At 44.1% G+C, this 21,569-nt stretch carries 22 protein-coding genes and 1 riboswitch; of the genes, 14 read left to right on the forward strand and 8 right to left on the reverse strand.

From position 1 onward, the window contains the following. Positions 1 to 85: 85 nt before the first annotated feature. A riboswitch (SAM riboswitch) is annotated at positions 86 to 206 on the reverse strand. 281 nt (positions 207 to 487) lie between these two features. Then, a complete protein-coding gene (cydD, locus tag M313_RS0110795) occupies positions 488 to 2,221 on the forward strand; it encodes a thiol reductant ABC exporter subunit CydD (RefSeq protein ID WP_010195088.1) in 1,734 nt (577 codons plus the stop codon). Next, complete coding sequence (gene cydC, locus M313_RS0110800) at positions 2,218 to 3,942, forward strand: thiol reductant ABC exporter subunit CydC (RefSeq protein ID WP_010195089.1); 1,725 nt, start codon at positions 2,218 to 2,220, stop codon at positions 3,940 to 3,942. The genes cydD and cydC overlap by 4 nt, the downstream gene beginning before the upstream one ends. A gap of 570 nt (positions 3,943 to 4,512) precedes the next feature. Here the strand turns inward: cydC and M313_RS23370 are convergent. From M313_RS23370 to M313_RS0110835, 5 genes are all read right to left on the reverse strand, one after another. Next, entirely contained in the window at positions 4,513 to 4,692 is a 180-nt protein-coding gene (locus M313_RS23370) for a PepSY domain-containing protein (protein ID WP_010195092.1), read from the reverse strand. Then, complete coding sequence (locus M313_RS24590; protein WP_010195093.1) at positions 4,689 to 5,045, reverse strand: PepSY domain-containing protein; 357 nt, start codon at positions 5,043 to 5,045, stop codon at positions 4,689 to 4,691. The genes M313_RS23370 and M313_RS24590 overlap by 4 nt, the downstream gene beginning before the upstream one ends. 117 nt (positions 5,046 to 5,162) lie before the next feature. After that, positions 5,163 to 5,723, reverse strand: a complete 561-nt coding sequence (locus M313_RS24595; RefSeq protein WP_010195096.1) for a PepSY domain-containing protein — start codon at positions 5,721 to 5,723, stop codon at positions 5,163 to 5,165. Beyond that, complete coding sequence (locus M313_RS0110830) at positions 5,720 to 7,087, reverse strand: HAMP domain-containing sensor histidine kinase (protein ID WP_010195098.1); 1,368 nt, start codon at positions 7,085 to 7,087, stop codon at positions 5,720 to 5,722. Before M313_RS0110830 ends, M313_RS24595 begins: the two co-directional genes overlap by 4 nt. Before the next feature lie 7 nt (positions 7,088 to 7,094). Then, a complete protein-coding gene (locus M313_RS0110835; RefSeq protein ID WP_010195100.1) occupies positions 7,095 to 7,766 on the reverse strand; it encodes a response regulator transcription factor in 672 nt (223 codons plus the stop codon). Between the two features lie 196 nt (positions 7,767 to 7,962). Between M313_RS0110835 and M313_RS0110840 the strand changes: the two genes are divergently transcribed. Further along, positions 7,963 to 9,672 (forward strand): ABC transporter ATP-binding protein, encoded by a 1,710-nt coding sequence (locus tag M313_RS0110840; protein WP_010195101.1) that lies wholly within the window; start codon positions 7,963 to 7,965, stop codon positions 9,670 to 9,672. A 93-nt stretch (positions 9,673 to 9,765) separates the two neighbouring features. After that, positions 9,766 to 10,164 carry a general stress protein gene (locus tag M313_RS0110845; RefSeq protein WP_010195103.1) on the forward strand — a complete coding sequence of 133 codons (399 nt, stop codon included), beginning with the start codon at positions 9,766 to 9,768 and terminating at the stop codon, positions 10,162 to 10,164. 80 nt (positions 10,165 to 10,244) lie between these two features. Here M313_RS0110845 and M313_RS0110850 read toward each other — a convergent pair whose 3' ends face one another. Continuing rightward, positions 10,245 to 11,786 carry an FAD-dependent oxidoreductase gene (locus tag M313_RS0110850; RefSeq protein WP_010195105.1) on the reverse strand — a complete coding sequence of 514 codons (1,542 nt, stop codon included), beginning with the start codon at positions 11,784 to 11,786 and terminating at the stop codon, positions 10,245 to 10,247. Positions 11,787 to 11,980: 194 nt separating this feature from the next. Between M313_RS0110850 and M313_RS0110855 the strand changes: the two genes are divergently transcribed. The 6 genes from M313_RS0110855 to M313_RS0110885 all read left to right on the forward strand — a co-directional run bounded on the left by M313_RS0110855 (position 11,981) and on the right by M313_RS0110885 (position 17,927). Beyond that, positions 11,981 to 12,910 carry a manganese-dependent inorganic pyrophosphatase gene (locus M313_RS0110855; RefSeq protein ID WP_010195106.1) on the forward strand — a complete coding sequence of 310 codons (930 nt, stop codon included), beginning with the start codon at positions 11,981 to 11,983 and terminating at the stop codon, positions 12,908 to 12,910. Between the two features lie 542 nt (positions 12,911 to 13,452). Beyond that, positions 13,453 to 14,709: an ABC transporter substrate-binding protein gene (locus tag M313_RS0110865; protein ID WP_010195109.1), complete on the forward strand. Its 1,257-nt coding sequence runs from the start codon at positions 13,453 to 13,455 to the stop codon at positions 14,707 to 14,709. Then, the gene (locus M313_RS0110870) at positions 14,687 to 15,553 is read left to right on the forward strand and encodes an ABC transporter permease (RefSeq protein ID WP_010195110.1); all 867 of its coding nucleotides are present in this window, start codon (positions 14,687 to 14,689) and stop codon (positions 15,551 to 15,553) included. The genes M313_RS0110865 and M313_RS0110870 overlap by 23 nt, the downstream gene beginning before the upstream one ends. 1 nt (position 15,554) lies before the next feature. Continuing rightward, on the forward strand, positions 15,555 to 16,358 hold the full coding sequence (locus tag M313_RS0110875; RefSeq protein ID WP_010195111.1) for an ABC transporter permease: 804 nt from the start codon (positions 15,555 to 15,557) through the stop codon (positions 16,356 to 16,358). After that, positions 16,355 to 17,332, forward strand: a complete 978-nt coding sequence (locus M313_RS23385) for an ABC transporter ATP-binding protein (RefSeq protein ID WP_010195112.1) — start codon at positions 16,355 to 16,357, stop codon at positions 17,330 to 17,332. The genes M313_RS0110875 and M313_RS23385 overlap by 4 nt, the downstream gene beginning before the upstream one ends. Positions 17,333 to 17,345: 13 nt before the next feature. Then, positions 17,346 to 17,927 carry a CDP-alcohol phosphatidyltransferase family protein gene (locus tag M313_RS0110885; RefSeq protein ID WP_010195113.1) on the forward strand — a complete coding sequence of 194 codons (582 nt, stop codon included), beginning with the start codon at positions 17,346 to 17,348 and terminating at the stop codon, positions 17,925 to 17,927. A gap of 231 nt (positions 17,928 to 18,158) precedes the next feature. Here M313_RS0110885 and M313_RS25840 read toward each other — a convergent pair whose 3' ends face one another. Both M313_RS25840 and M313_RS25845 read right to left on the reverse strand, forming a co-directional pair. Beyond that, positions 18,159 to 18,305 carry a lmo0937 family membrane protein gene (locus M313_RS25840; protein ID WP_010195114.1) on the reverse strand — a complete coding sequence of 49 codons (147 nt, stop codon included), beginning with the start codon at positions 18,303 to 18,305 and terminating at the stop codon, positions 18,159 to 18,161. A 93-nt stretch (positions 18,306 to 18,398) separates the two neighbouring features. Next, positions 18,399 to 18,548 carry a lmo0937 family membrane protein gene (locus tag M313_RS25845; RefSeq protein ID WP_010195115.1) on the reverse strand — a complete coding sequence of 50 codons (150 nt, stop codon included), beginning with the start codon at positions 18,546 to 18,548 and terminating at the stop codon, positions 18,399 to 18,401. Between the two features lie 245 nt (positions 18,549 to 18,793). Here M313_RS25845 and M313_RS0110900 point away from each other — a divergent pair, with 245 nt between their 5' ends. The 4 genes from M313_RS0110900 (at position 18,794) to M313_RS0110920 (ending at position 21,527) form a co-directional block, all read left to right on the forward strand. Continuing rightward, entirely contained in the window at positions 18,794 to 18,982 is a 189-nt protein-coding gene (locus M313_RS0110900; protein ID WP_010195116.1) for a CsbD family protein, read from the forward strand. Between the two features lie 251 nt (positions 18,983 to 19,233). Next, positions 19,234 to 19,665, forward strand: a complete 432-nt coding sequence (locus tag M313_RS25850; RefSeq protein WP_010195122.1) for a hypothetical protein — start codon at positions 19,234 to 19,236, stop codon at positions 19,663 to 19,665. Positions 19,666 to 19,766: 101 nt separating this feature from the next. Further along, positions 19,767 to 20,645 carry an SDR family oxidoreductase gene (locus tag M313_RS0110910; protein WP_010195123.1) on the forward strand — a complete coding sequence of 293 codons (879 nt, stop codon included), beginning with the start codon at positions 19,767 to 19,769 and terminating at the stop codon, positions 20,643 to 20,645. Positions 20,646 to 21,197: 552 nt separating this feature from the next. Next, the gene (locus M313_RS0110920) at positions 21,198 to 21,527 is read left to right on the forward strand and encodes a YciI family protein (RefSeq protein WP_010195125.1); all 330 of its coding nucleotides are present in this window, start codon (positions 21,198 to 21,200) and stop codon (positions 21,525 to 21,527) included. Positions 21,528 to 21,569 lie beyond the last annotated feature (42 nt).

A 21,569-nucleotide genomic window follows, 5' to 3' on the forward strand; every position in this document is an offset into this window, starting at 1 on the left:
CCAGAGGGCAGGGGCTTTAATGCTTTATCGGAATAAAAAGAAAAAGCCTTCTATAAGAAGAAGACTTTTATCGAAAAGTTCATTCTTCTCATCTCTGCAAGCATCACAGCTTGCTGGAATTAGCACCTTTTCAACGTCCATTCTAACGGGCGCTGCTGGTTGCTGAGGTGTCTTCGGGCCATTCCCTCAACCTCTCTGGATAAGAAAGTTCACTATTTAATTATCTGAACAATTTAATTATTTTACTAATTTACAACAGGTGGGTGTGAAATGCAATGTTTTTTTCTGGATGAATTAATTTTATGCGGTGAAGGAGTGGGGTAGAAGTGAAGTAGTAGAAGAATTTTTTTGTCATAAAATGGTCAATCCCGAAAGAGGAAATTCAATGAAGCATGTTATATAATGTTAACTATAAAGTATGTGAAACTTTTCACTAACTAAACTATACAATCCGATTTTCATTAATAGAAAAGAGGGATTTAACATAATGACTGATTTAAATACGATCGCTAAATCACATAGAGGCACAAGGATGACGCTGATCTTGATTGCCATCCTGACAGGGGCAACGGTTATCGGGCAGGCGTATTTTTTCGTCACCATCGTGGATCGAGTCTTCCTAAAGGGCCACACTTTTCAAGAAATACTGCCATTCCTGGGTGGCCTCCTGGTAGTATTGGCTGCACGAGCGGGGTTGACCTATTGGAGCGGCATTACTGGAGTGAAGCTTGCTGCAAAAGTAAAGAGAGATTTCCGGATTGCGTTGCTCAAGAAATTTTCCAACAGTCCGGTTCAAGCTTCCCTTAAGGGGCAGTCCGGTCAAAAGGTGAGCGTGATGATGGATGCGGTGGATGAGATTGACCCGTATTTCAGCAGATATGTGCCACAGGTCATTCAATCGAGCATCATCCCGATCATGATCTTAATCGCGGCATTCAGCCAGCATGTGAATACAGGTTTGATTATACTAATCACGGCGCCGTTCATTCCCATTTTCATGATTGTGGTAGGCTTGAAAACAAAGAAAAAATCAGAAGAGCAGATGGATAAACTGAATGCTTTTTCCGGAACGTTTCTTGATACGTTGCAAGGGCTCACGACGTTAAAGCTTTTCGGTCGCTCAGCAAAGCAGCAAGAAACAATTGAAAACAGCAGTTTAAGCTTCCGTGATGCAACGATGGAAGTGTTGCGAATAGCATTTCTGTCTTCGTTAATGCTGGAATTCATTTCGATGCTTGCTATTGGTTTGATCGCACTTGAAGTAGGCTTGCAGCTTGTTGTTTTTAAAAATGTTACGTTCTTTACTGCTTTCTTTGTATTGGTATTGGCACCTGAGTTCTACCTGTATCTGAAGGAACTTGGAAGCGCCTTTCATACTGGACGTGGGAGCATGGGAGCCGCGAAAAAGGTGACAGATGAGCTTGCAGTAGAAGAGAATCCTATAGAATGGGGAGACGCTTCTTTTCAAAAGAAACAGGGTCCACCTGCAATACAATTGAAAAACCTCGGATTCCGGTATGGAGACCAAGGCTTTGCTATTGAAAATATAACAGTGAATATCCCGCCATTTACACAGCTTGCTTTGATCGGGCGAAGTGGTGCCGGGAAATCAACACTGCTCAATCTGATGGCAGGGTTGATTCGCCCGTCAGAAGGGGAAGTGCTGGTGGACGGAAAGCCTTTATATGAATACGAGGAAAAAGCGTGGTTTGAGCGGGTCAGCTATATTTCGCAAAATCCGTATCTTTTTTCAGGAACGATTGCCGATAACATTGCAATTGGCGGGAAGGCGGATGCAACACAAGAGGAGATAAGAAGTGCTGCAGAGAAAGCGGGTATCCTTCCGTTGATTGAATCGTTACCAGAAGGTTTCGAAACGAAAATCGGCGAAGCTGGGAGAGGTTTGTCGGGCGGTGAGAAGCAGCGGTTAGCATTGGCGCGAGCCTTCTTGAAAAAACCATCTGTCATCCTGTTTGATGAGCCAACAACAGGTCTGGATCTGCAGACAGAGCGGATTCTCCAAGCTTCGATGAAGGAGCTGGCGAAAACGTCGACGGTAATTACCGTGGCGCACAGATTGCATACGATTAAACAGGCAGACTCCATACTGCTATTAGACGCGGGTCAGTTACTTGCTCAAGGAACACATGAAGAGTTGGTCGTAGCAATACCGGCTTACCGTAAAATGGTGTCTGTCCAGCAAGGAGGGAGCGCAGGATGAGAGAATTAGCACATGTTGTAAAGCTGGTCATGTTGGAGAAAAAGGACATACTCCTTTCCATTTTGCTCGGGTTCTCAGCGGGGATTACGGCAGTGGGACTGTTTGCCTCTAGTGGATATCTCATTTCCAAAGCGGCACTGGCTCCGCCGATCTATACCTTGACCGTGATGATTGCGGTCCTGAAGCTCTTCGGTTTCGCGCGGGCATTTAGTAGATATGGAGAACGTTTGTATTCGCACAGGGCAACTTTTACGATTTTAAGTAATCTACGTGTCTCTTTTTATAAAAAAATAGAGCCGCTTGCGCCGCAAATTTTCCAAAAATACAGAAGCGGTGATTTGCTTGCACGAATTGTGGGGGATGTAGAAAGCTTGCAAAACTTCTTTCTACGTGTGTTCTACCCGCCGGTTGTGCTGGTGCTCGTCTTTTTAAGTACGATATTTTTCATTTCCTTTTTCTCTATTTATCTGGCATTGGTAATGTTCGTCGGATTAATTTTGACAGGGTTTGTGGTGCCAGCGTACTTTGCGCTCGGGCAACGCCGATTGCAAAGTCGTGTCAGAGAAGAGAGAGGGGCGCTATCGACAGAGGTGACGGAACTGTTTTATGGGTTCCGCGACTTGAAGATCTATCAGCAACTCGATGTAAAAGAGAAGTTGCTTGCTGATGCTGCCGGTTCTTATGTAGCGGAGCAAGAGCGAGAAGGAAAACAGGCGATGTTCAATCAATCGATGAACACGTTTATTACGTTGCTTGTGTCATGGGCCTTGCTTGCGCTGGGGGCATACCTGACCGTGGAAGGCCAGTTTGAAGGATTGTTCCTGGCAATGCTAGTGATGATTTCCTTGACGGTGTTTGAAAATGCTGCGCCGATGGCTGTTTTCCCGAATCATTATGAGGAGAGCAGACGGGCTGCGGTAAGATTGGATGATGTGGTGGAAAGAGAACCGGTTGGAGGTGCAGCGACTGTTGGTGCTGCTGTAGAACTACCTGAACAACAGGCATTTTCTTTCGAAATGAAGGATGTCCGCTTCCGCTATCCTGGAGAATCTCGTTTGACGCTGGATGGGGTGAATATCAGTTTGCCTTCTGGATCGAAGACGGCGATTGTTGGGCCTAGTGGTTCTGGGAAATCGACGCTGTTGCAATTGTTGCTGAAAATTTATGAAACTGAGGATGGGAATGTCTCGTTGGATGGATGGGATTATGCCTCTGTTGATCAGGAAGACTTGTGGGGCGTGGCAAACGTCGTCCTGCAGGAAAATCACTTTTTCTACGGTACGATACGGGAGAATCTTGCGCTTGCCAAAGATGGATTGAAAGATGAAGAGATGTTAGAGGCATTAGGCGCGGTGAAGCTTGACGGGTTTTCCTTAGATGATGAGGTGCTCGAAAAGGGAGAGAACCTTTCCGGCGGGGAGAAGCAGCGCCTTGCTATCGCGCGTGCGTTGTTGAAGAGAGAACGTTTGTGGCTGCTTGATGAGCCGACTTCCTCCGTGGACGCTGTTACAGAAGCGGCAATTTTTGAGAAGCTTTTTGAGGTGGCGGCAGAGGATACATTGGTGCTGGTGAGTCACCGCTTGACGGGTCTCGAGAAGATGGATCAGATTGTTGTCATGGAGAATGGTCGTGTCGTGGAGGCAGGGACATTCGACGAGTTGATGGGGATGCAAGGGTATTTTTATGAGATGAAAGAGATTGAGAAGAGTGTGTTTATGTAGGTTAGGGGTTTTAGCTTTGGCTAGGCCGTCTGGGGGAGAGTTTGTTGGTCCCTTGGGCGGTTTTTTCTGCTATTTTGGTGACGATGTTGGTAGGGGTTAGATCAAATGTCCAAAGTTTTTAAAAAGTTGACCGAAGATTTCGCGAAGTTGTCCAAAGATTTTCCAAAGTTGGCCGAAGTTTTGAGGAATTTGACCGAACGAATTTTTTAAATGACCGAAGGCCCAAAATATTTGACCGAACATCCGCCTGTAAATGTCCGAACCCCCACCAAAATAGGTAATAAAATGTCTGAACCAATGGGAAAGTTGTCCGAATGGTTTTTCACACCCCAAAAGTTGCTCATTCCCCACTCTTTTTACACCAAAAATCAATAAAACTCGAAAGTTCAAACCCTAATTTGCTAAACAGCTTTCCAAAAAACCTTTCTTCGCCCCTCAAGGAGTCAAAACGTTCCCGCACCAAAAAAAGCAGCCCCATCAAAGGGCCGCCTCGACTTACCTAACTATTAATCATCCCACTCCACATACAATACTTTCCCCGTAATGGCGTCCACATAGACCGTTACATCGTCATCGTCGCCGTTTTGATGGTTTTTTGATTTCGACTTCATACACAAGCTTTCCGTTTTCGCGCTCAAGCTCAATATCTTCAAGCTTTCCCGGTACTTCCTTTTTCGCAATTCCCTTGGCTTCTCCGATGGAAATCACGGCTTCATCCTTGGCTGCGTTCTCTGTATTTTCCGTTTTCACCAGTAAGCTGCTTTTTGTCCGCGGCGTTCCTCTCTTTCTTCCTTAATGATCTCGCCATTCTCAGCGTCCACCTTGAATTCAAACTCATACTCATCATTCTTTACTTCAATTTCATACACAAGGCGTCCGTTTTCACGGTCTTTTTCTGCTTCATGGATCACGCCGTTTTCGACTTTCGCCAATACAATGTCAGATGCCTCGGCTAATGTGATACCAGCCTTTTCTCCTGACGGCTCAGCAACTTGAACCTGCTGCAACGTTTCCTTTGTGTCCTTATTCTTTAACGCTTCCGCTCCCACGCTGATTCCGCCGATAAGGACTGCTCCTGCCATTACTGCTGTAAAGATTTTCATATGTTGTTCCTCCTTGAATATTTAGTAGTTTCGTTTGCTACACTTACATCATAGCCAGTGAACATTAATAGAAAAGGAGGATAACATTAAAAAATCTTAATGAAACGGCTGTTTATCTTAATCCCATGTCAAAGACAGAATTTCACCTGTATAGGCATTGATGAGGATGGTTGCTTCCGACTCATCATCCACTTCCATTTCCACCTCATACACTTTGATGCCATCTTCTTCGTCTAGCTCGATATCTTCCACTCTGCCCGGCACTTCCCGTGTGGCAATTTCAATTGCTTCTTCTCGGGTCAGCATGCTCGGTGCCGGTTCTTCTGTCGCGGGCGCATCTGGTTTTTCGCCCACTGGATCGTCAGCAGGCTCCTTCTCGCCGACACCTGTTTTCCCTTTACGGTTCACGAGTTTCAAAGAGGTGATTTCGCTTGTTCGGACGTCGACTGTGAGTTCGTATTCTCCCATGTCATTTTCCATATATACTTCATACATTTCTTCTTTTTGCTCCAAGGAGGTGATGATACTGCCGCTATATTGGCTTTCCACCAGTTCCCGCACTTCTGTTTCCGTAGCCAGCGCTTCTGTTTTGTTGAAAAATAAATAATAAATGGCAGCCCCCGAAAGTACCAGGAAAGCACCTGCGATAAGAGTCGTAAAAACTTTTTTATTTTTCATTCGGCCTCACTGTCCTTTCTTGGCAACATTACTTTTACCGTGGTGCCTTTTCCTTCTTCACTTACAAAGTCAATGGTCCCCTGGTGCGCATCAACAATCTGCTTGGCGATGGAAAGACCAAGGCCAGCGCCGCCTGATTCGCGGTTTCTGGCTTTATCTACACGGTAAAAGCGATCAAAGACTTTATCAAGGTCATCTTTTGGTATCCCCATCCCTTTATCACAGATGGAAAAATAGCAGTTGCCAGCCATCTCATCTAGCTCCACCACAATTTCCGCTTCACTATATTTCCGCGCGTTATCTAAAAGGATATATACTAATTGCTTTATTTTATTGGTGTCGGCGAAGACAGAAGAGGAAAGCCCCCGATCATTAATAAGAATGTCCCTGCCAAAAGAAACCTCCATATTATGCGCCGCTTGTTTGCAAAGGGAATGCAGATCGACTGATTCTTTTTTCAACACCATATCATTATCAGCATTTGCCAGCTGCAGCATTTGCTCGGTCATTTCTTTCATTCGAATCGACTCTGAATAGATGGCGTCCACGGATTCTTCCAGCAGCTCCGGCTTATTCATGCCCCAGCGTTTCAGCATGCTTGCGTAACTTTCAATGACAGTGAGCGGAGTCTTCAATTCATGAGAGGCGTCTGAAACAAATTGCTGCTGCTTCTGATAGTTGCCTTCCAAAATATCAATCATCTGATTAAACGTATGCCCCATCGTATACAACTCATCCTTAGAGTTTCCTTGCAATTGTAGCTTCTGATAATCCCCGGTCTGTTGGATTTGCTTCATCGTCTTGGTCATGGCCTGGATTGGCGTCAAGATGATGCGGCTTAATACATTGCCGAAAAATAATGCGGGGATTAAGAGAAAGACAGATGCCAAAAGCAATACAATAAGCAACGTGTCGATGGTGCGTTTAGAATCTTCGAGTTTTTCGGTCACCTCAAGCATCACGATATTTCCGTCCGTCCAAATGAGCGGGTAAGAGACAACGGCGTAAGGAGTGCCCTCCAGTGTTCGGACAGTGGAAAATTGCTGATTTTGAAACTTAGTGGGGATAAGCCTTAAGTCATACTCCTTCGCACTGTTCGCAACAGAGGTATTGTCTTCTGTGACGATGCGGATCATTCCGTTAGGAGGAAGATAGGCGTTGAGCAGGGAGCTGAAATCTGTTTCGTTTTCGCTTATCGCCCGGTTTACGGCCGCTGTCACCGATTCCGCATGATCCTTCACCCGGTTCAAGTCATTATCCAAGATGTTTTTTTGGAAAAGAAAATAGATCGCCCCGTTGACAAGGAGCAACATGATGACAAGCCAGACGGTAGAAAACAAGAGGATTTTGCTTTTTATTTTCATAGGTTTGCTACTCCTTTAATCGGTATCCGACACCGCGCAAGGTCACTAGCACTTCAGATAGGTCCAATTTTTTACGAAGATGCCTTACATAGACGTCCACAATATTGGTATCTCCGTAATAATCAAATCCCCATACGCGATTGAGAATTTGTTCGCGGTTTAAAGCCTGCCCCTTATTTTCGATAAAATAAACAAGCAGATCGAACTCTTTAGGGGTAAGGTCGACATGTTCATCGCCGCGGGAAACCTCCCGGGTTTTTTCATTCACCTTCCAATCGTTCACGGTCAGCACGCCGGCGTTCTTTTCTGTGCCCGATTGTACCGTGCGGAGGGAGGCGCGTACCCTTGCCAAAAGTTCTTCTATTTCAAAAGGTTTTGTCACATAATCATTTGCGCCAAGATCCAGACCGCTTACCTTATCTGGAATGGAATTGCGGGCGGTCAATAGGATGACGGGAGTACTGGTGTCAGTGGCGCGAATTCTCCTTAATACTTCTAAACCGCTAAGCTCCGGTAGCATCACATCAAGCAACACCAAGTCCCAATGGTTCTCTTTGAACTTTTCTAAGCCGCTCGTGCCAGTAAATGCGGCGTCTGTTTCATAGCCCTCATGCTCAAGCTCCAATTGAAGGACACGGGCAATCTTTTTTTCGTCTTCAATAATCAATATGTTTGCCATCGCAGATTTTCCTACTCTCTAAAGGAATCTTTTGATTTCTTTATAACATAGGTAGCGTCTGTTTCCTAATATAATTAGCATTGACGTTTATGTGGAAAGGGTAGTATAGTAGAGTTTAAATGATAACGATTATCATTAGGGTATCGAAGTAAAAGAAATTAATATACATAACTATTTTAAAAAGGGTGTGGAAGTATTGGTAAGACGGTTTTTCTCGTATTATAAGCCATATAAGTGGCTGTTTATTTTGGATTTTTCCTGCGCCGTTTTAGTAGGGTTGCTGGAACTTGCGTTTCCGCTTGCCGTAAACCAGGTGATTGATAGACTTTTACCGCAAGAAAATTGGACGCTCATCGTCTGGGCGTGCATTGGATTGCTTGCTATTTATGCCATCAATACCGGGCTACATTATGTGGTTACCTACTGGGGGCATATGCTCGGGATTAATATTGAGACCGACATGCGCAGAAAGTTATTTCAGCACATGCAAAAGCTTTCGTTTGGTTATTACGACAACAATAAAACAGGGCACTCCATATCAAGGCTTACCAAGGACTTAGAAGAAATCGGAGAAGTTGCCCACCACGGACCTGAGGATGTCTTTGTGGCATTGATGACGCTTATCGGCGCATTTTTCATCATGCTTACTATCAACTGGAAGCTTGCTATTCTATCATTCCTAGTCATTCCACTATTAATGATTCTTGCCATTCATTTTAATAAAAAAATGACACGCACATTCCGCAGAATGTTCAGTGACGTCGCAGAAATTAATGCAAGAGTAGAAGACAGCATCGGAGGAATCCGTGTGGTGCAGGCTTTTGCCAACGAAAAACATGAACAGAAGCAATTTGCCGTGAACAATGAAAGTTACCGTTCTACGAAACTCGCATCTTATAAAATAATGGCGCAGAATGTCACAGCTAACTATATGCTGATGCGTCTTGTCACATTATTTACCCTGTTGTTTGGTACTTTCTTCGTCATTCGCGGAGAGCTTAGCTACGGGGAGTTTGTCGCATTCATCCTTCTGTCCAATATTTTATTAGGGCCGATTCAGAAAATAAATGCGGTAATCGAAAGCTATCCGAAAGGGATTGCCGGGTTCAAACGATACACAGAAATCATGGATACAGAACCTGATATTGCAGATGCATCAGATGCAGTCCATGCAGATCTTGAAGGAGAGATTCACTACCGTAATGTTTCGTTCGGTTATGAAGGAAACGAGCGAGTATTGAAAAACATTAACCTTACCGTCAGAGCGGGGGAAACAGTGGCAATTGTTGGTCCGTCAGGTGCCGGTAAAACAACGCTTTGTAGTCTTTTGCCAAGGTTCTATGAACTAGAGGAAGGCAGCATTCTTATTGACGGTTATGATACGCGCGAACTAAAGCTAGAATCCTTGCGAAGCCAGATTGGAATCGTGCAACAGGATGTATTTTTATTTTCCGGAACGATTCGAGAAAATATTGCATACGGAAAACTTGATGCGACAGATGAAGAAATCATGGAGGCGGCAAGACGTTCCCAACTGGATGAATTCATTTCCACACAGCCACAGGGACTTGATACCGTCATTGGGGAACGCGGAGTGAAACTGTCTGGCGGCCAAAAGCAACGCCTTGCCATTTCACGGATTTTCCTGAAGAATCCACCAATCCTTATTTTAGATGAAGCGACTTCCGCACTTGATACCGAAACGGAACGCGCTATCCAAGAATCGTTGACCGAGCTTTCCAAAGACCGGACAACGCTAGTCATTGCCCATCGCCTTGCCACCATCAAAAATGCGGACCGTATTATGGTCGTGACAAAAGATGGCATCGCCGAACAAGGCCGACATGAGGAACTGATTGAGGCAGAAGGAATCTATAGCAGACTGCATCATGCACAATTCGGTTAAAGAGTGAGGAAATTTCTGTAAGGGTGTTTCAACTGTCTCCACGGGGGAATGTATAGAGAAAAGAGCTATCATTTTTCCTAGGAGGAAACGACAATGAAAAAAACGATATTAGGTGTATATGATACAGAGAAAAAAGCCAGAAATGTAGTGGAGGGATTGATTGTCCAAGGATACCGGGCGGAAGAGATCGTCGTGGTTGCACTTGGTGATGAAATGGAATCCGACTATCCAACAGGAACAAGGGTAGAACACATTACCCTGGAAGAAGACGATTCTGTGGTAGACAAACTCCTTTTGCCGGATGAAGCACAGGCTCCAAGAGGAGTGGGCAACAAGCTGCTTGAACTAGGCCTATCCGACCGAGATGCACCAATGTATGCAACAGATGTGGAAAACGGCAGAATCCTGGTGCTGACGAATGAAAAAGAGAGCCAGGAAGCACGTACAGTTGAGCCATGTGTGGGAGATCGTGAACAGCAGGAAATGCACTAGACAGGTAGACTTATAAAATTGGAGGAACGCTCCCTATAGTGGGGGCGTTCCTCTTTTTATGTTCATAGAGGTGAGAAGTGTTATGAGTCAATCCGTTTTAACGGCTTCGTTGCCGGCCCCTCCAATACGTCCCCCTTATAGGAGAACCTTGATGCATGACATGGACAATCCCACGAACGCTCCGCATCATTCCACACCACATCGCACCCCATATGGGTACAGGTAGGCTTCAAGATGTGACATGTGCCTTCCTTGTCCTTGTAGGCTCCAACTTTTTTGCCATCAAGCTGTATGATGCCTCCCTCATCATATTCCAGTTCTTCGATGCTACGGGACTCTCTTTTTATTTTTCCCTTTATGAGCTCTTTTGCAACTGTTGCATTTTCCTTCACAAAATTTTTGGCGCTGCTGAAATCCATTTCGTTTCTGCTCGGATGGAAAAGGTCCTTGTAGGGATTTTCTTTGTTAAGGATAGTATCTTTCAATATACAAGCAGCAATAGTACCGTTTGTCATTCCCCACTTGGCATAGGCGGTAGCTATTAACACATTTTCAGTTCCTGACTGAATGGGACCGATGTAAGGCAGGCTGTCAAGCGAAAAAATATCCTGTGAGGACCAATGATACGGAATCTCATCTATATCAAAATACCGGGCTCCAAAATCGGCAAGTTTCTCATAATTGGTGAGGGTGTCTCGATCATTTTGTCCGGTAGGATGACCTTCCCCTCCAAGAAGCAATAATTTCTCTCCATTAGGACCAGTTGCAGAGCGGATGGAGCGTGTCGGTTTTTCGGCATTCAAGTACATGCCATCCGGTATGTTTTCTTCAGTTATTTTTGCTGCCAGGGCGTAAGAGCGTTCCACATGTAATCTGGAAAAGAGAAGACCGTTCCTATCATTGAAGGGGTAATGGGTGCTGACGATGATATGCTTACTTTTTACCTCAAACCCGTTTTCCGTTTCAACAATCGAAGAATTCTTCTGTATGTCAGTAGCTCTTGTATCCTCAAACACTTTCCCGCCAAGTTTTGTAAAAGCCCGCAGCAGTCCATTAAGGTATTTGACTGGATGAAACTGTGCCTGGTCCCGCATCATCACAGCATTATTTATGGAAAAGGGTAGGGTAAGATCTCCCTTATGAGCAAAGCCCCCATTTATCCCAAGCTTAAGATAGGCATTTGCCTCTTCCTCCACTTTTTGCTCCATTTCCTTGCTTGTCGAGTAAATAAATGAAGGGAGTGTCTGGAAATCGCAATCTATCTGAAGTTCGTTGATGCAGTCCTGAATGAAAGATAAGCCTTTCTTATTTGCCTCATAATAAAGCCGCGCTTTTTCTTGGCCATGTTGATTAATCAAATCTTGATAAATCAATCCATGCTGAGAGGAAATCTTGGCAGTGGTAAACCCGGTGGTCCCGCCGATGACCCTCCCAGCTTCAAGGAGAGCGACTTTCAACCCTTCCTTTGCAAGCAGATAAGCGGCTGTGATCCCGGTAATCCCAGCACCGATGACAGTCACATCCGCTGAGACATCCTCCGTAAGCGGGGAAAAGGTATTGTCTGAGTCTTGTTCCTTCCATAGGGAAGCAGGATAGGTAGGTAATTTTGAATGATTAGGCATATCAGACCCTCCATTAAATAGTGTTACTAATTCCTACCCTAACCTGATGGGAAAATATCGTTCTGCAGAGTATTTGGAAAAGTGATAGGACAAATAGATTTTCATTTTGAAACAAAAGTTGTTTTAAGGTAATATACAAAGTGGAAGAGTTAGTAGAATTAGCTCGATAAAACATATACGCAAGGAGAGTACTCATGACAAAAGTTTTAGTACTAGGACATAAAAACCCAGATACAGATTCCATCTGTTCAGCCATCGCTTATGCAGAGTTAAAAAAACAATTAGGCATGGATGCAGAGCAGGTTCGCTTAGGTGAACTTAACGGTGAAACAGAATATGCGTTAAAAGAATTCAACAGTGAAGTTCCGCGCCTTGTGGAAACTGTTGCAAACGAAGTAAAGGAAGTAATTTTGGTTGACCACAACGAGCGCCAACAAAGCGTAAGTGATATCGATCAAGTTCGCATCCTTGAAGTAATCGATCACCACCGTATTGCAAACTTTGAAACAGCAGATCCTTTATACTACCGTGCAGAGCCTGTTGGTTGCACAGCGACAATCTTGAACAAGCTTTACAAAGAAAATGGCGTGGAAATCTCCAAACCGGTTGCAGGTTTGATGCTTTCTGCCATCATTTCTGACTCTCTATTATTCAAATCCCCGACTTGCACAGAACAAGATGTACAAGCTGCTAAAGAACTTGCAGAAATCGCGGGTGTGAATGCAGAGGAGTACGGCTTAGCGATGTTAAAAGCGGGAGCGGACATTAGCGACAAAACAGTAGAGCAGCTTATCTCTCTGGACGCTAAAGAATTCCAAATGGGTGATTACAAAGTGGAAATCGCACAAGTAAACACGGTGGATACAAACGACGTTCTTGCAAAACAAGCAGAGTTAGAAGCAGTAATAACAGCCAACGTTGCGGACAAGGACTTAGATTTGTTCTTACTTGTCGTAACGGATATCTTGGAGAATGATTCTGTTGCACTTGCACTAGGATCCCAAGCTCCGGTTGTGGAGAAAGCATACAACGTAAAGCTTGAGAACAACACTGCTTTGTTGAAGGGTGTTGTGTCCCGTAAGAAGCAGGTTGTACCTGTGTTGACGGATGCATTAACAAAATAAGATAAAAAAAACGCATGGATTGATTCTTTTAGTGAGTTGGTCCATGCGTTTTTTTAGTTTTTGGGGAAAATGAAGGGTTTTTTAGATGATTTTTATGTTTTTTAGATGCTTTTAAACCGTTCGGTCAATTAAGCGGATGCTTCGGACAATTTTAGCTACTTTTTGGCAATAGTTCGGACAAATTCATAGTCAGGTTCGGTCAACATTTCAAGACGTTCGGTCATTTGAAAATTTCGTTCGGTCAAATTCCGGAAATCTTTGGACACTTTTGTAAAAACTTCGGTCAACTTTGCCAAAACTTCGGTCAAAAACTGAAAAACTTCGGACATTTGTCCAAAATGGAAGATAAATCATCTTACAGACCCCCCGTCCATCAGCGTTCCGACCAAAATTCACCCAAAAGTGATCCAAATCCTCAACCCAAAACGTTAGGTTCATAAAGAACCTAAACCCACCCTAAACATACCAACATTTTAAAGTATAAAAGGATAGTGTTATATATATAGATAGAGAGATTCGATAAAGAGAGAAGAGGGACGCCTATGATAAAGACAAGGTTACTGGCATTATCATTAATAATCGTACTTTTAATAGCAGCTGGTTGCTCGAACACCAACTCAAACTCAAGCAACGACAACGCCGGCGAAGAAATAAAAGAAAAAGAATGGAGCGACATCACCAATCTTGCCGACGGCTCCAAAGTGCGCATTTTTATGTGGGGCGGAGATGACGGAATCAACCGCTACATGGATGAATGGGTCGCACCGAATCTAAAAGAAGCGCATAATATCGAACTAGAACGAGTCCCAATGGATACAAATGAAATCCTTCAAAAACTATCTACGGAAAAGCGTGCAAACAAAGAAGAAGGCACCATCGACATCATCTGGATAAACGGGGAAAACTTCAAGAACGCCAAGGAGTTTGAACTACTTTACGGTCCATTCAGCGAAAAACTCCCAAACTATCAGAACTATGTCGACACAGAAAGTCTTGACGTCCAATATGATTTCGGTACGGAAGTGGAAGGACTGGAGGCGCCTTGGGGGAAAGTGCAGTTCGTCTTTCAATATGATGAAGAAAAAATCCCAACCCCTCCTGCCAACTTTGAAGAGTTAAAAGATTGGATAAAAGAAAACCCAGGAAAGTTCACGTATCCTGATGCCAATGATTTTACAGGGAATGCGTTCCTTAGACATGTCCTCTACGATGCGGTGGGCGGACCGGAGAAATTATTAGAAAACGGCTTCGATGAAGAGGTTTTAGCGGAACACGAAGAAGACATCTGGAGCTATCTAAGAGAAATCCAGCCGTCCTTATGGAGAAACGGGGAAACCTACCCAGCAACTCTAACCGATCTCGACCGCCTCTACAGCCAAGGGGAAGTCTGGATGACGATGGGGTATAACGAGGCCAGGGCGGAAAGTCTTATCAAGGACGGCGTTTTCCCTGAAAGCACGAAATCTTTTGTGTTATATTCAGGTTCTATCGGTAACACGCACTTTCTGGCGATCCCGTTTAACAGTCCAAATAAAGCAGGAGCGATGGTGGCGATTGATTTCTTGATGTCCCCAGATGCACAACTTGCCAAATACGAGTCGACATATTGGGGAGAAAATATGGCGCTGGATCCAACAAAGCTGCCAGAAGAATCACAGAAAAAGCTAGCCGATATGGATCGCGGAGCTTCTGTCCTGTCACCGGAAAAGTTGAGTGAAAGCCTGTTACCAGAAGTGGATGCAGAATATGTGAATTGGTTGAAGGAGCATTGGGTCAATGAAGTGGTTCAAAAGCAATAGCTGGAGTCTTGCGCTCCTACCAGCTTTTCTTTTTACATTCTGCCTTGTCGTCTATGGGCTGTTTATGGCGGCACAAGAGAGTGTGACAACCTTAAACGGCTTTTCCTTGGATGCATATAAAAACATATTTGAGAACGAGGCTTTTCTGGAGTCGTTAACATACAGTCTCAGGATTGCCTTCGTTTCAACGGCACTGTCTCTCGTATGTGGTCTTTTACTAACTAAATTCCTATTTGAAACCTTGAACAACCACTTGGCAAGGTCAGTTGTTTGGTTGCCAATGCTATTTCCTCATTTTGTTTGGGGATATATGATGATTCTGCTCTTTTCGCAAACAGGTTGGTTTTCCACCCTGTTGTATGCCATGTCCATCATAGATAGTCCGGATCAATTTCCGGTACTGACCAATGACCGCTTAGGGATTGGCATCATCATAACGTACACGTTAAAAGAAATTCCCTTTGTCGTGCTAATGTTGTTGCCTGTATATGCACAGCTCAACCGGGATTTGCCAAATGTGGTGATGACTCTTGGCGGCAACAAATGGCATGTCTTTAAAACAGTGGAGTGGCCGTGGTTGTTTCCGGTGCTGATGGAAGCGGGGCTGATTGTTTTTGCCTTTATATTGGCGGCATTTGAAGTGCCGTATTTACTTGGGACGACTTATCCGAAAATGGTATCTGTCCTAGCGTATGAGTGGTTTTATCAAGGGGACTGGAGCAAAAGGCCGGAATCATTTGCTGTGATGATGACAGTGACCGCGATAATCTTTGGTCTGCTTATCATCCTGTTAAGTATGGTGTCAAGGTCACGGTATCGGATGATGAAAGGAAACGGGATGTAGGATGAGAAAGAATAGAAACTTGAGTATTTTGTATATCATTTTCGCGTCCGTTCTCTTTTTTCCTGTCCTGCTATTGCTGGTGAAGAGCGTATCGTACGGTTGGCGGTGGGGCGAAATTATTCCAACATCATTTTCTGTCAGAGGCTTTACCGTCCTGCTAAATGATTCACGCTTTTATTCGGCAATTGGAATGACGCTTTTGATTGGGATTATGGTTATTCTCCTAAATTTGTTGATCGCTGTACCGGCTGCAAGGGCACTGGCTTTTCACACTTTCAGAGGAAAATCGCTCGTTGAAGTGGTGCTCCTCCTCCCAATCCTTATTCCTAGCCTCGCGGTGGCGATGGGAATTCATATCACCATGATACGGTTGGGCTTGGCGGATCAGTGGCTTGGTGTTGTGTTGGTTCACCTCATCCCGACAGTACCTTATTCTATAAAAATATTACGATCGGGCTTTGAAAGACTGGGGCAGAAGTGGGAGGAACAAGCAAGCTCCCTTGGTGGCACAAAAATGGCAATCCTCTACCGAATTTACTTGCCGCAATTATTGCCAAGCTTTCGAAGTATGGTGTTTTTAATTTTTGTGATTTCCCTAAGTCAATACGCGCTAACATCCATCATCGGTGGTGGAAACGTGTTGACGTTGGCAATGCTATATTTTCCGTTCTTGTCGTCAGTAGATGAAGCAGTCATTGCTAGTTTTTCGATCGTGTTTGCACTGCTACCGATTTGTGTGATGATCGGGTTTGAGCTAGTGTTTCGACTGGTGATTCCTTATCAGAAAAGGGTGTTTTTAGATTGAATGAAAAAATAGTAATCAAAAAATTATCGAAAAGTTATGGTGAGAAATGCATCATTAGTAATATGAGTTTAACGATTGATCTAGGAGAAATCATCAGTGTTGTCGGCCCATCAGGAAGCGGAAAATCGACTTTATTGAAGTGCCTTGCAGGACTGGAACCCGTTTCAGCAGGAAGCATTAAAGTAGGGGAAAAGGATATCACCTCCATGCAGGCCAATCAGCGTCCAATCGTAATGATGTTTCAGCAACCGCTTTTGTTTCCGCATATGACTGTCTTGGAAAATGTCATGAGCGGTTTATCTTTTAAAAGAAAAGGGACAAAAGCTGAGCGAAAAGAGCAGGCTGCTAATTTTCTCATGAAAGTTGGACTTGAGGGCTACGGAAAAAATTATCCTTATGAACTTTCCGGCGGGCAGCAGCAAAGGGTGGCACTGGCCCGCGCATTGATAACAAATCCGCAGCTTATGTTGTTGGACGAGCCGTTTAGCAGCATAGATAATGAAAAAAGGGACGAACTCAGATTATGGGTGAGAAATTTATTGAAAGAAGAAGGTATTGCAAGCCTTTTTATCACCCATGATATAGAAGAAGCCATGCTGATGGGCGATAGGGTCGTAGTATTTGCAGAGCAAAAAGTCCAGCAGATTGGCAAACCGATGGACGTTTATGAAGAGCCGGCAACACCATTTGTGGCAAAATTCTATTCTGATGGTCTTTTAATTGGAAAGGATGCCTTTATTCATTCCAAAAAATTAACCTTAGTGAAAGAACTATCAGAGGACTGCTATCAATCCCATGCAGGTAAAGTAGTACAGAAAAAAGTAAAACACGGCAGTCTTTTTTATGATATTCAAATAGAATCCCTCCATCAAAAGCTCACACTTCCTTCAATGGAAAATTTAGAGCTGGGCGAACACTTATGGGTCTCGGTGAAAAAAGAACAGGATATCGTACATTTTAAAAATTCATTATAAAAGGAAGGTTCTTATGCTTGATACGCATGCCCGAAAATATGTACAACCATTGATATCAAATACGGCGGAGCAATTGTTGAAGTTAGGATTGACACCAAACCAGGTGACTGTCATTTCTTTTTTCATTGGCGTGTCATCCGGAGCTTTCTTCTATTTTGGTCTGCCCATCATAGCAGTATTGGTTCTGTGGATTTCGGGCTTTCTTGATGCGGTCGATGGCACCATGGCTCGCAAAACGAAGTCCTCTCCATGGGGAACGGTGATGGATGTCACTTTTGATCGACTGGTTGAGATCAGCGTCATCCTCGGTGTAGCTTTTGTCTATCCCGAAATACAGTGGGCATTGTTATTGTTGAGCGTGTCCATTATTTTCTCCATTACGGTCTTTTTGACGGTCGGGGCGGTTTCTGAAAAGCAGGGGATGAAGTCCTTTTATTATCAAGCCGGGCTTGCAGAAAGAACAGAAGGATTTATCTTGCTCTCCCTCATGATGCTGCTGCCTGCATTTGTCCTATGGACCACCCTGATATTCCTGGCAGTCGAAATCATCACCGGCCTCCAACGTTTCTTCGAAGCAAAAAGGATATTGCAGTAGCTAAGATATCCTAGCTGTTGATTGGAGCAAAAGGCGAAGACTTCTGAGGGAGATAGCGCTAGGTGGAGACCCCGCAGGCTTGCCGAGGAGGCTCTCGTCAGCCCCTAGGAAAGCGAAGCCATTTGCGGAAATCAACAGCGGCGTCAGTGTGATTTTCTCACCAACAAAAAAAGCTGGAAAGTTTCAGTGACAACACTGATTCTTTCCAGCTTTTTTCTTTTGTTTCTATACCTAAGGCCTTCTGCGGCCAGCGAATAAGTTAAAGACTAAAGCGATTAGTGCTAATACAAGAATAATGTGAATGAGGTTCCCTGCGATATCAAAAGAGAATCCAAGTAACCAAAGAATAAGTAATACTGCAAAGATTGTCCATAACATAGTGATATGCCTCCTAAACGTCCGACTTAAAGTAACTGTACTATTTGTTTTTCCCTTAGAGAATTCAATTAATCGTAGAAATTTATGGATGAGTTACCTGACACCACGTTTTCTTCCGAATAGGTTAAACACGATAGCTAACACTGCAAGAACTAAAAGAATGTGAATTAGTCCTCCGCCGATTTCCATTGCGAAACCAAGTAACCAAAGAACTAAAAGTACTGCAAAAATTGTCCATAACATATGATTTTCCTCCTAATATAGTTTTGGTTATTTTTTTTCAACGTCTACACAGAAGGTAATTCCCTAGCCTGTAAAATGTTAAACCAATATTTTTTTTAATTGTTTGGAGAAGAGTGGATTTAGGCCAAAAGTTGGAATAAGATTTTGTCCCAGTAATTAGGTTTTAAATTATGTAAAAAAGGAAATGGAGTAACTAGTGACGAGCTATCAGATGTCACAAATTGAAGTGGGAGGTGATGTTGATTATGAATCAGACAACCATGAAAGGTAAGTGGAACCAGATGAAAGGTGACGCCAAGAAGAAATGGGGAAATCTCACGGATGATGATCTTCAACAAATTGAGGGAGATCGTGATAAACTGGTAGGCAAAATTCAGGAGCGCCACGGGAAGTCAAAAGATGAGGCGGAACGTGAAGTAGACGATTGGATGTAGGTCAGTACTTAAGCATCTTTTAATAATTACTTAAAGGAGAGGATTTAAGATGGCTAACAACAATAACAATAGTAACAATAATTCTAATAATAGCGGCAACAACAGCAACAGCGGCAACAATAGCAACAATTCTAACAACTCTACAATGACTTACGAAGAGCGCGGCCGTAAGGGTGGAGAAAAGACCAAGCAGGAGCATGGTCAGGAGCATTTCGAGGAAATCGGCCAAAAAGGCGGTAACAAGACGCTGAATGAACACGGCAGAGAGCACTTTGAAGAAATCGGCCAAAAAGGCGGCAACAACAGCAATAGCGGGAATAACAGCAATAGCGGCACCAACAGCAATAGCGGGAACAACAGCAACAGCGGGAACAACAGCAACAGCGGTAACAACAGCAACAGCGGGAATAACAGCAACAGCGGCAACAACAGCAACAGCGGGAATAACAGCAATAGCGGTAACAACAGCAACAGCGGCAACAACAGCAACAGCGGGAATAACAGCAATAGCGGTAACAACAGCAATAGCGGCAACAACAGCAATAGCGGCAATAACAGCAACAGCGGCAACAACAGCAACAGCGGTAACAACAGCAACAGTGGCAATAACAGCAATAGCGGCAATAACAGCAACAGCAGCAACAACTCGAACTCCAATTCATAAATGCCACAACCATAGATAAGAACTATAGGGCAGCCCCGAAGCACAAAGGCTGCTCTTTATCATTCGAAAATAGAAAAAGTAACAGCGGAAATTAACAAATTCCAAAAAGGAGTGGAGAAAATGAGCGAAGAACGATTTTATTCCGTACAAACAGATGGCCAACCGCCACAAGAACAAGGCAAACAACCTGGTGACGAAAATGAAATGATCCCAGAACCAATCTGCGATAACCCTGAATATAAGGGAAGCGGCAAACTAAAAAGGAAAAATGCCATTATAACTGGCGGCGACAGCGGAATCGGCCGTGCAGTGGCGATTGCCTATGCAAAAGAAGGCGCCAACATCAGCATTGTTTATCTTGATGAACATGATGATGCAAAAGAAACAAAGCAAATGGTGGAACAATACGGCGCCAAATGTCTGTTGTATTCTGGTGATATCGGCCAAAAGGATTTTTGTACAGATGTAGTAAAACAGACAGCAGAAGAGTTGGGAGGTTTACATATTCTCGTGAACAATGCTGCCGAACAGCATGTGCAGAAGAAGATCGAGGATATCTCCGAAGAGCAGCTGTTGCGTACGTTCCAGACAAATATCTTTTCCTACTTTTATTTTATCCAGGCGGCAATGCCATATCTTGATAAAGGAAGCTCCATCATCAACACGGCTTCTGTGGTGGCCTATAAAGGAATGCCTGTATTAATGGACTATTCGGCAACCAAAGGAGCAATTGTAGCGTTGACGCGTTCCTTGTCAGAGAACATCGTGGGCAGCGGAATCAGAGTGAACGGTGTAGCACCTGGACCAATTTGGACGCCTCTTATTCCGGCATCCTTTGATGGAGAACAGGTAGAGGAGTTCGGTACCGATTCTCCAATGGGGCGTCCGGGCCAACCTGCTGAACTAGCTCCGGCCTATGTTTACCTAGCTTCAGAGGATTCCTCCTATGTGTCCGGACAAATGATTCACATTAACGGTGGGACGGTAGTGAACGGTTAAGAATATTTATTTTTTGGGGACAGCTCATGCTGTCTCTTTTTTATAGGGAAAATGTAATACAAGTTGATTTCCGTTCCAGGCGCTTCGCTTGCCTGCGGGCGGTCCGTGAGCCTCCTCACTCCGTTGCGGGGTTTCACCTGTCCCTTCCTCCTGCGGGCGTCTGCGCGCCTTCCACTACAATCACCACGGGTACTTCATTCACTTTAAGTTTAATAAAGTTTCTAGTAGAAATTTTGATCATCCAATAACATTTCTATGCCATAACTTCTAGCTGTGGATTGGAGCAAAAGGCGAAGACTCCTGAGGGAGATAGCGCTAGGTGGAGACCCCGCAGGCTTGCCGAGGAGGCTCCAGCAGGGCCCCTAGGAAAGCGAAGCCGTTTGCGGAAAGGAACAGCGGTGGCCCACAGAATAATGAGGTTCTATGCTAAGCAGAAGAAGACAGGGCGTTTTTTTGCCCGGTTTTTCTAACGTGATTGTTTTTCTGCCTTCAGGAAAAGGATTTCCTCATAATTTGTAGAAATTTAAGGAAAGGAAAGGAGTGGGGAAATCCATGAGCCTGCAAACCTATATCTATTTACTAAGATTGCCCGAAAGATTATATGATCCTGAGCATTGGACGGAAGAGGAAAAAACAATAGTATCCAGACACTTCAGCTACTTAAAAAAGAATGTGGACAGTGGAGTGGTCATACTTGCGGGAAGAACCGAACAGACGGATGAAACGGGGTTTGGGATTGTTATATTCTTGGCACGTAACGAAACCGAAGCAGAAAGGTTTATGAATAACGACCCTGCCGTACAAAGCGAAATTATGACAGCAGAATTATCCCCTTACCGCCTGGCGTTAATGAATGAAAAGTTCTCTATAGGTGTTAAATAAAAACAGGACAGTGGCACGGGCTGTTCCACTGTCCATGAATGC

The sequence above is a fragment of the Bacillus sp. m3-13 genome, assembly GCF_000175075.1.
GTDB classification, from domain to species: domain Bacteria; phylum Bacillota; class Bacilli; order Bacillales; family Bacillaceae_I; genus Sutcliffiella_A; species Sutcliffiella_A horikoshii_C.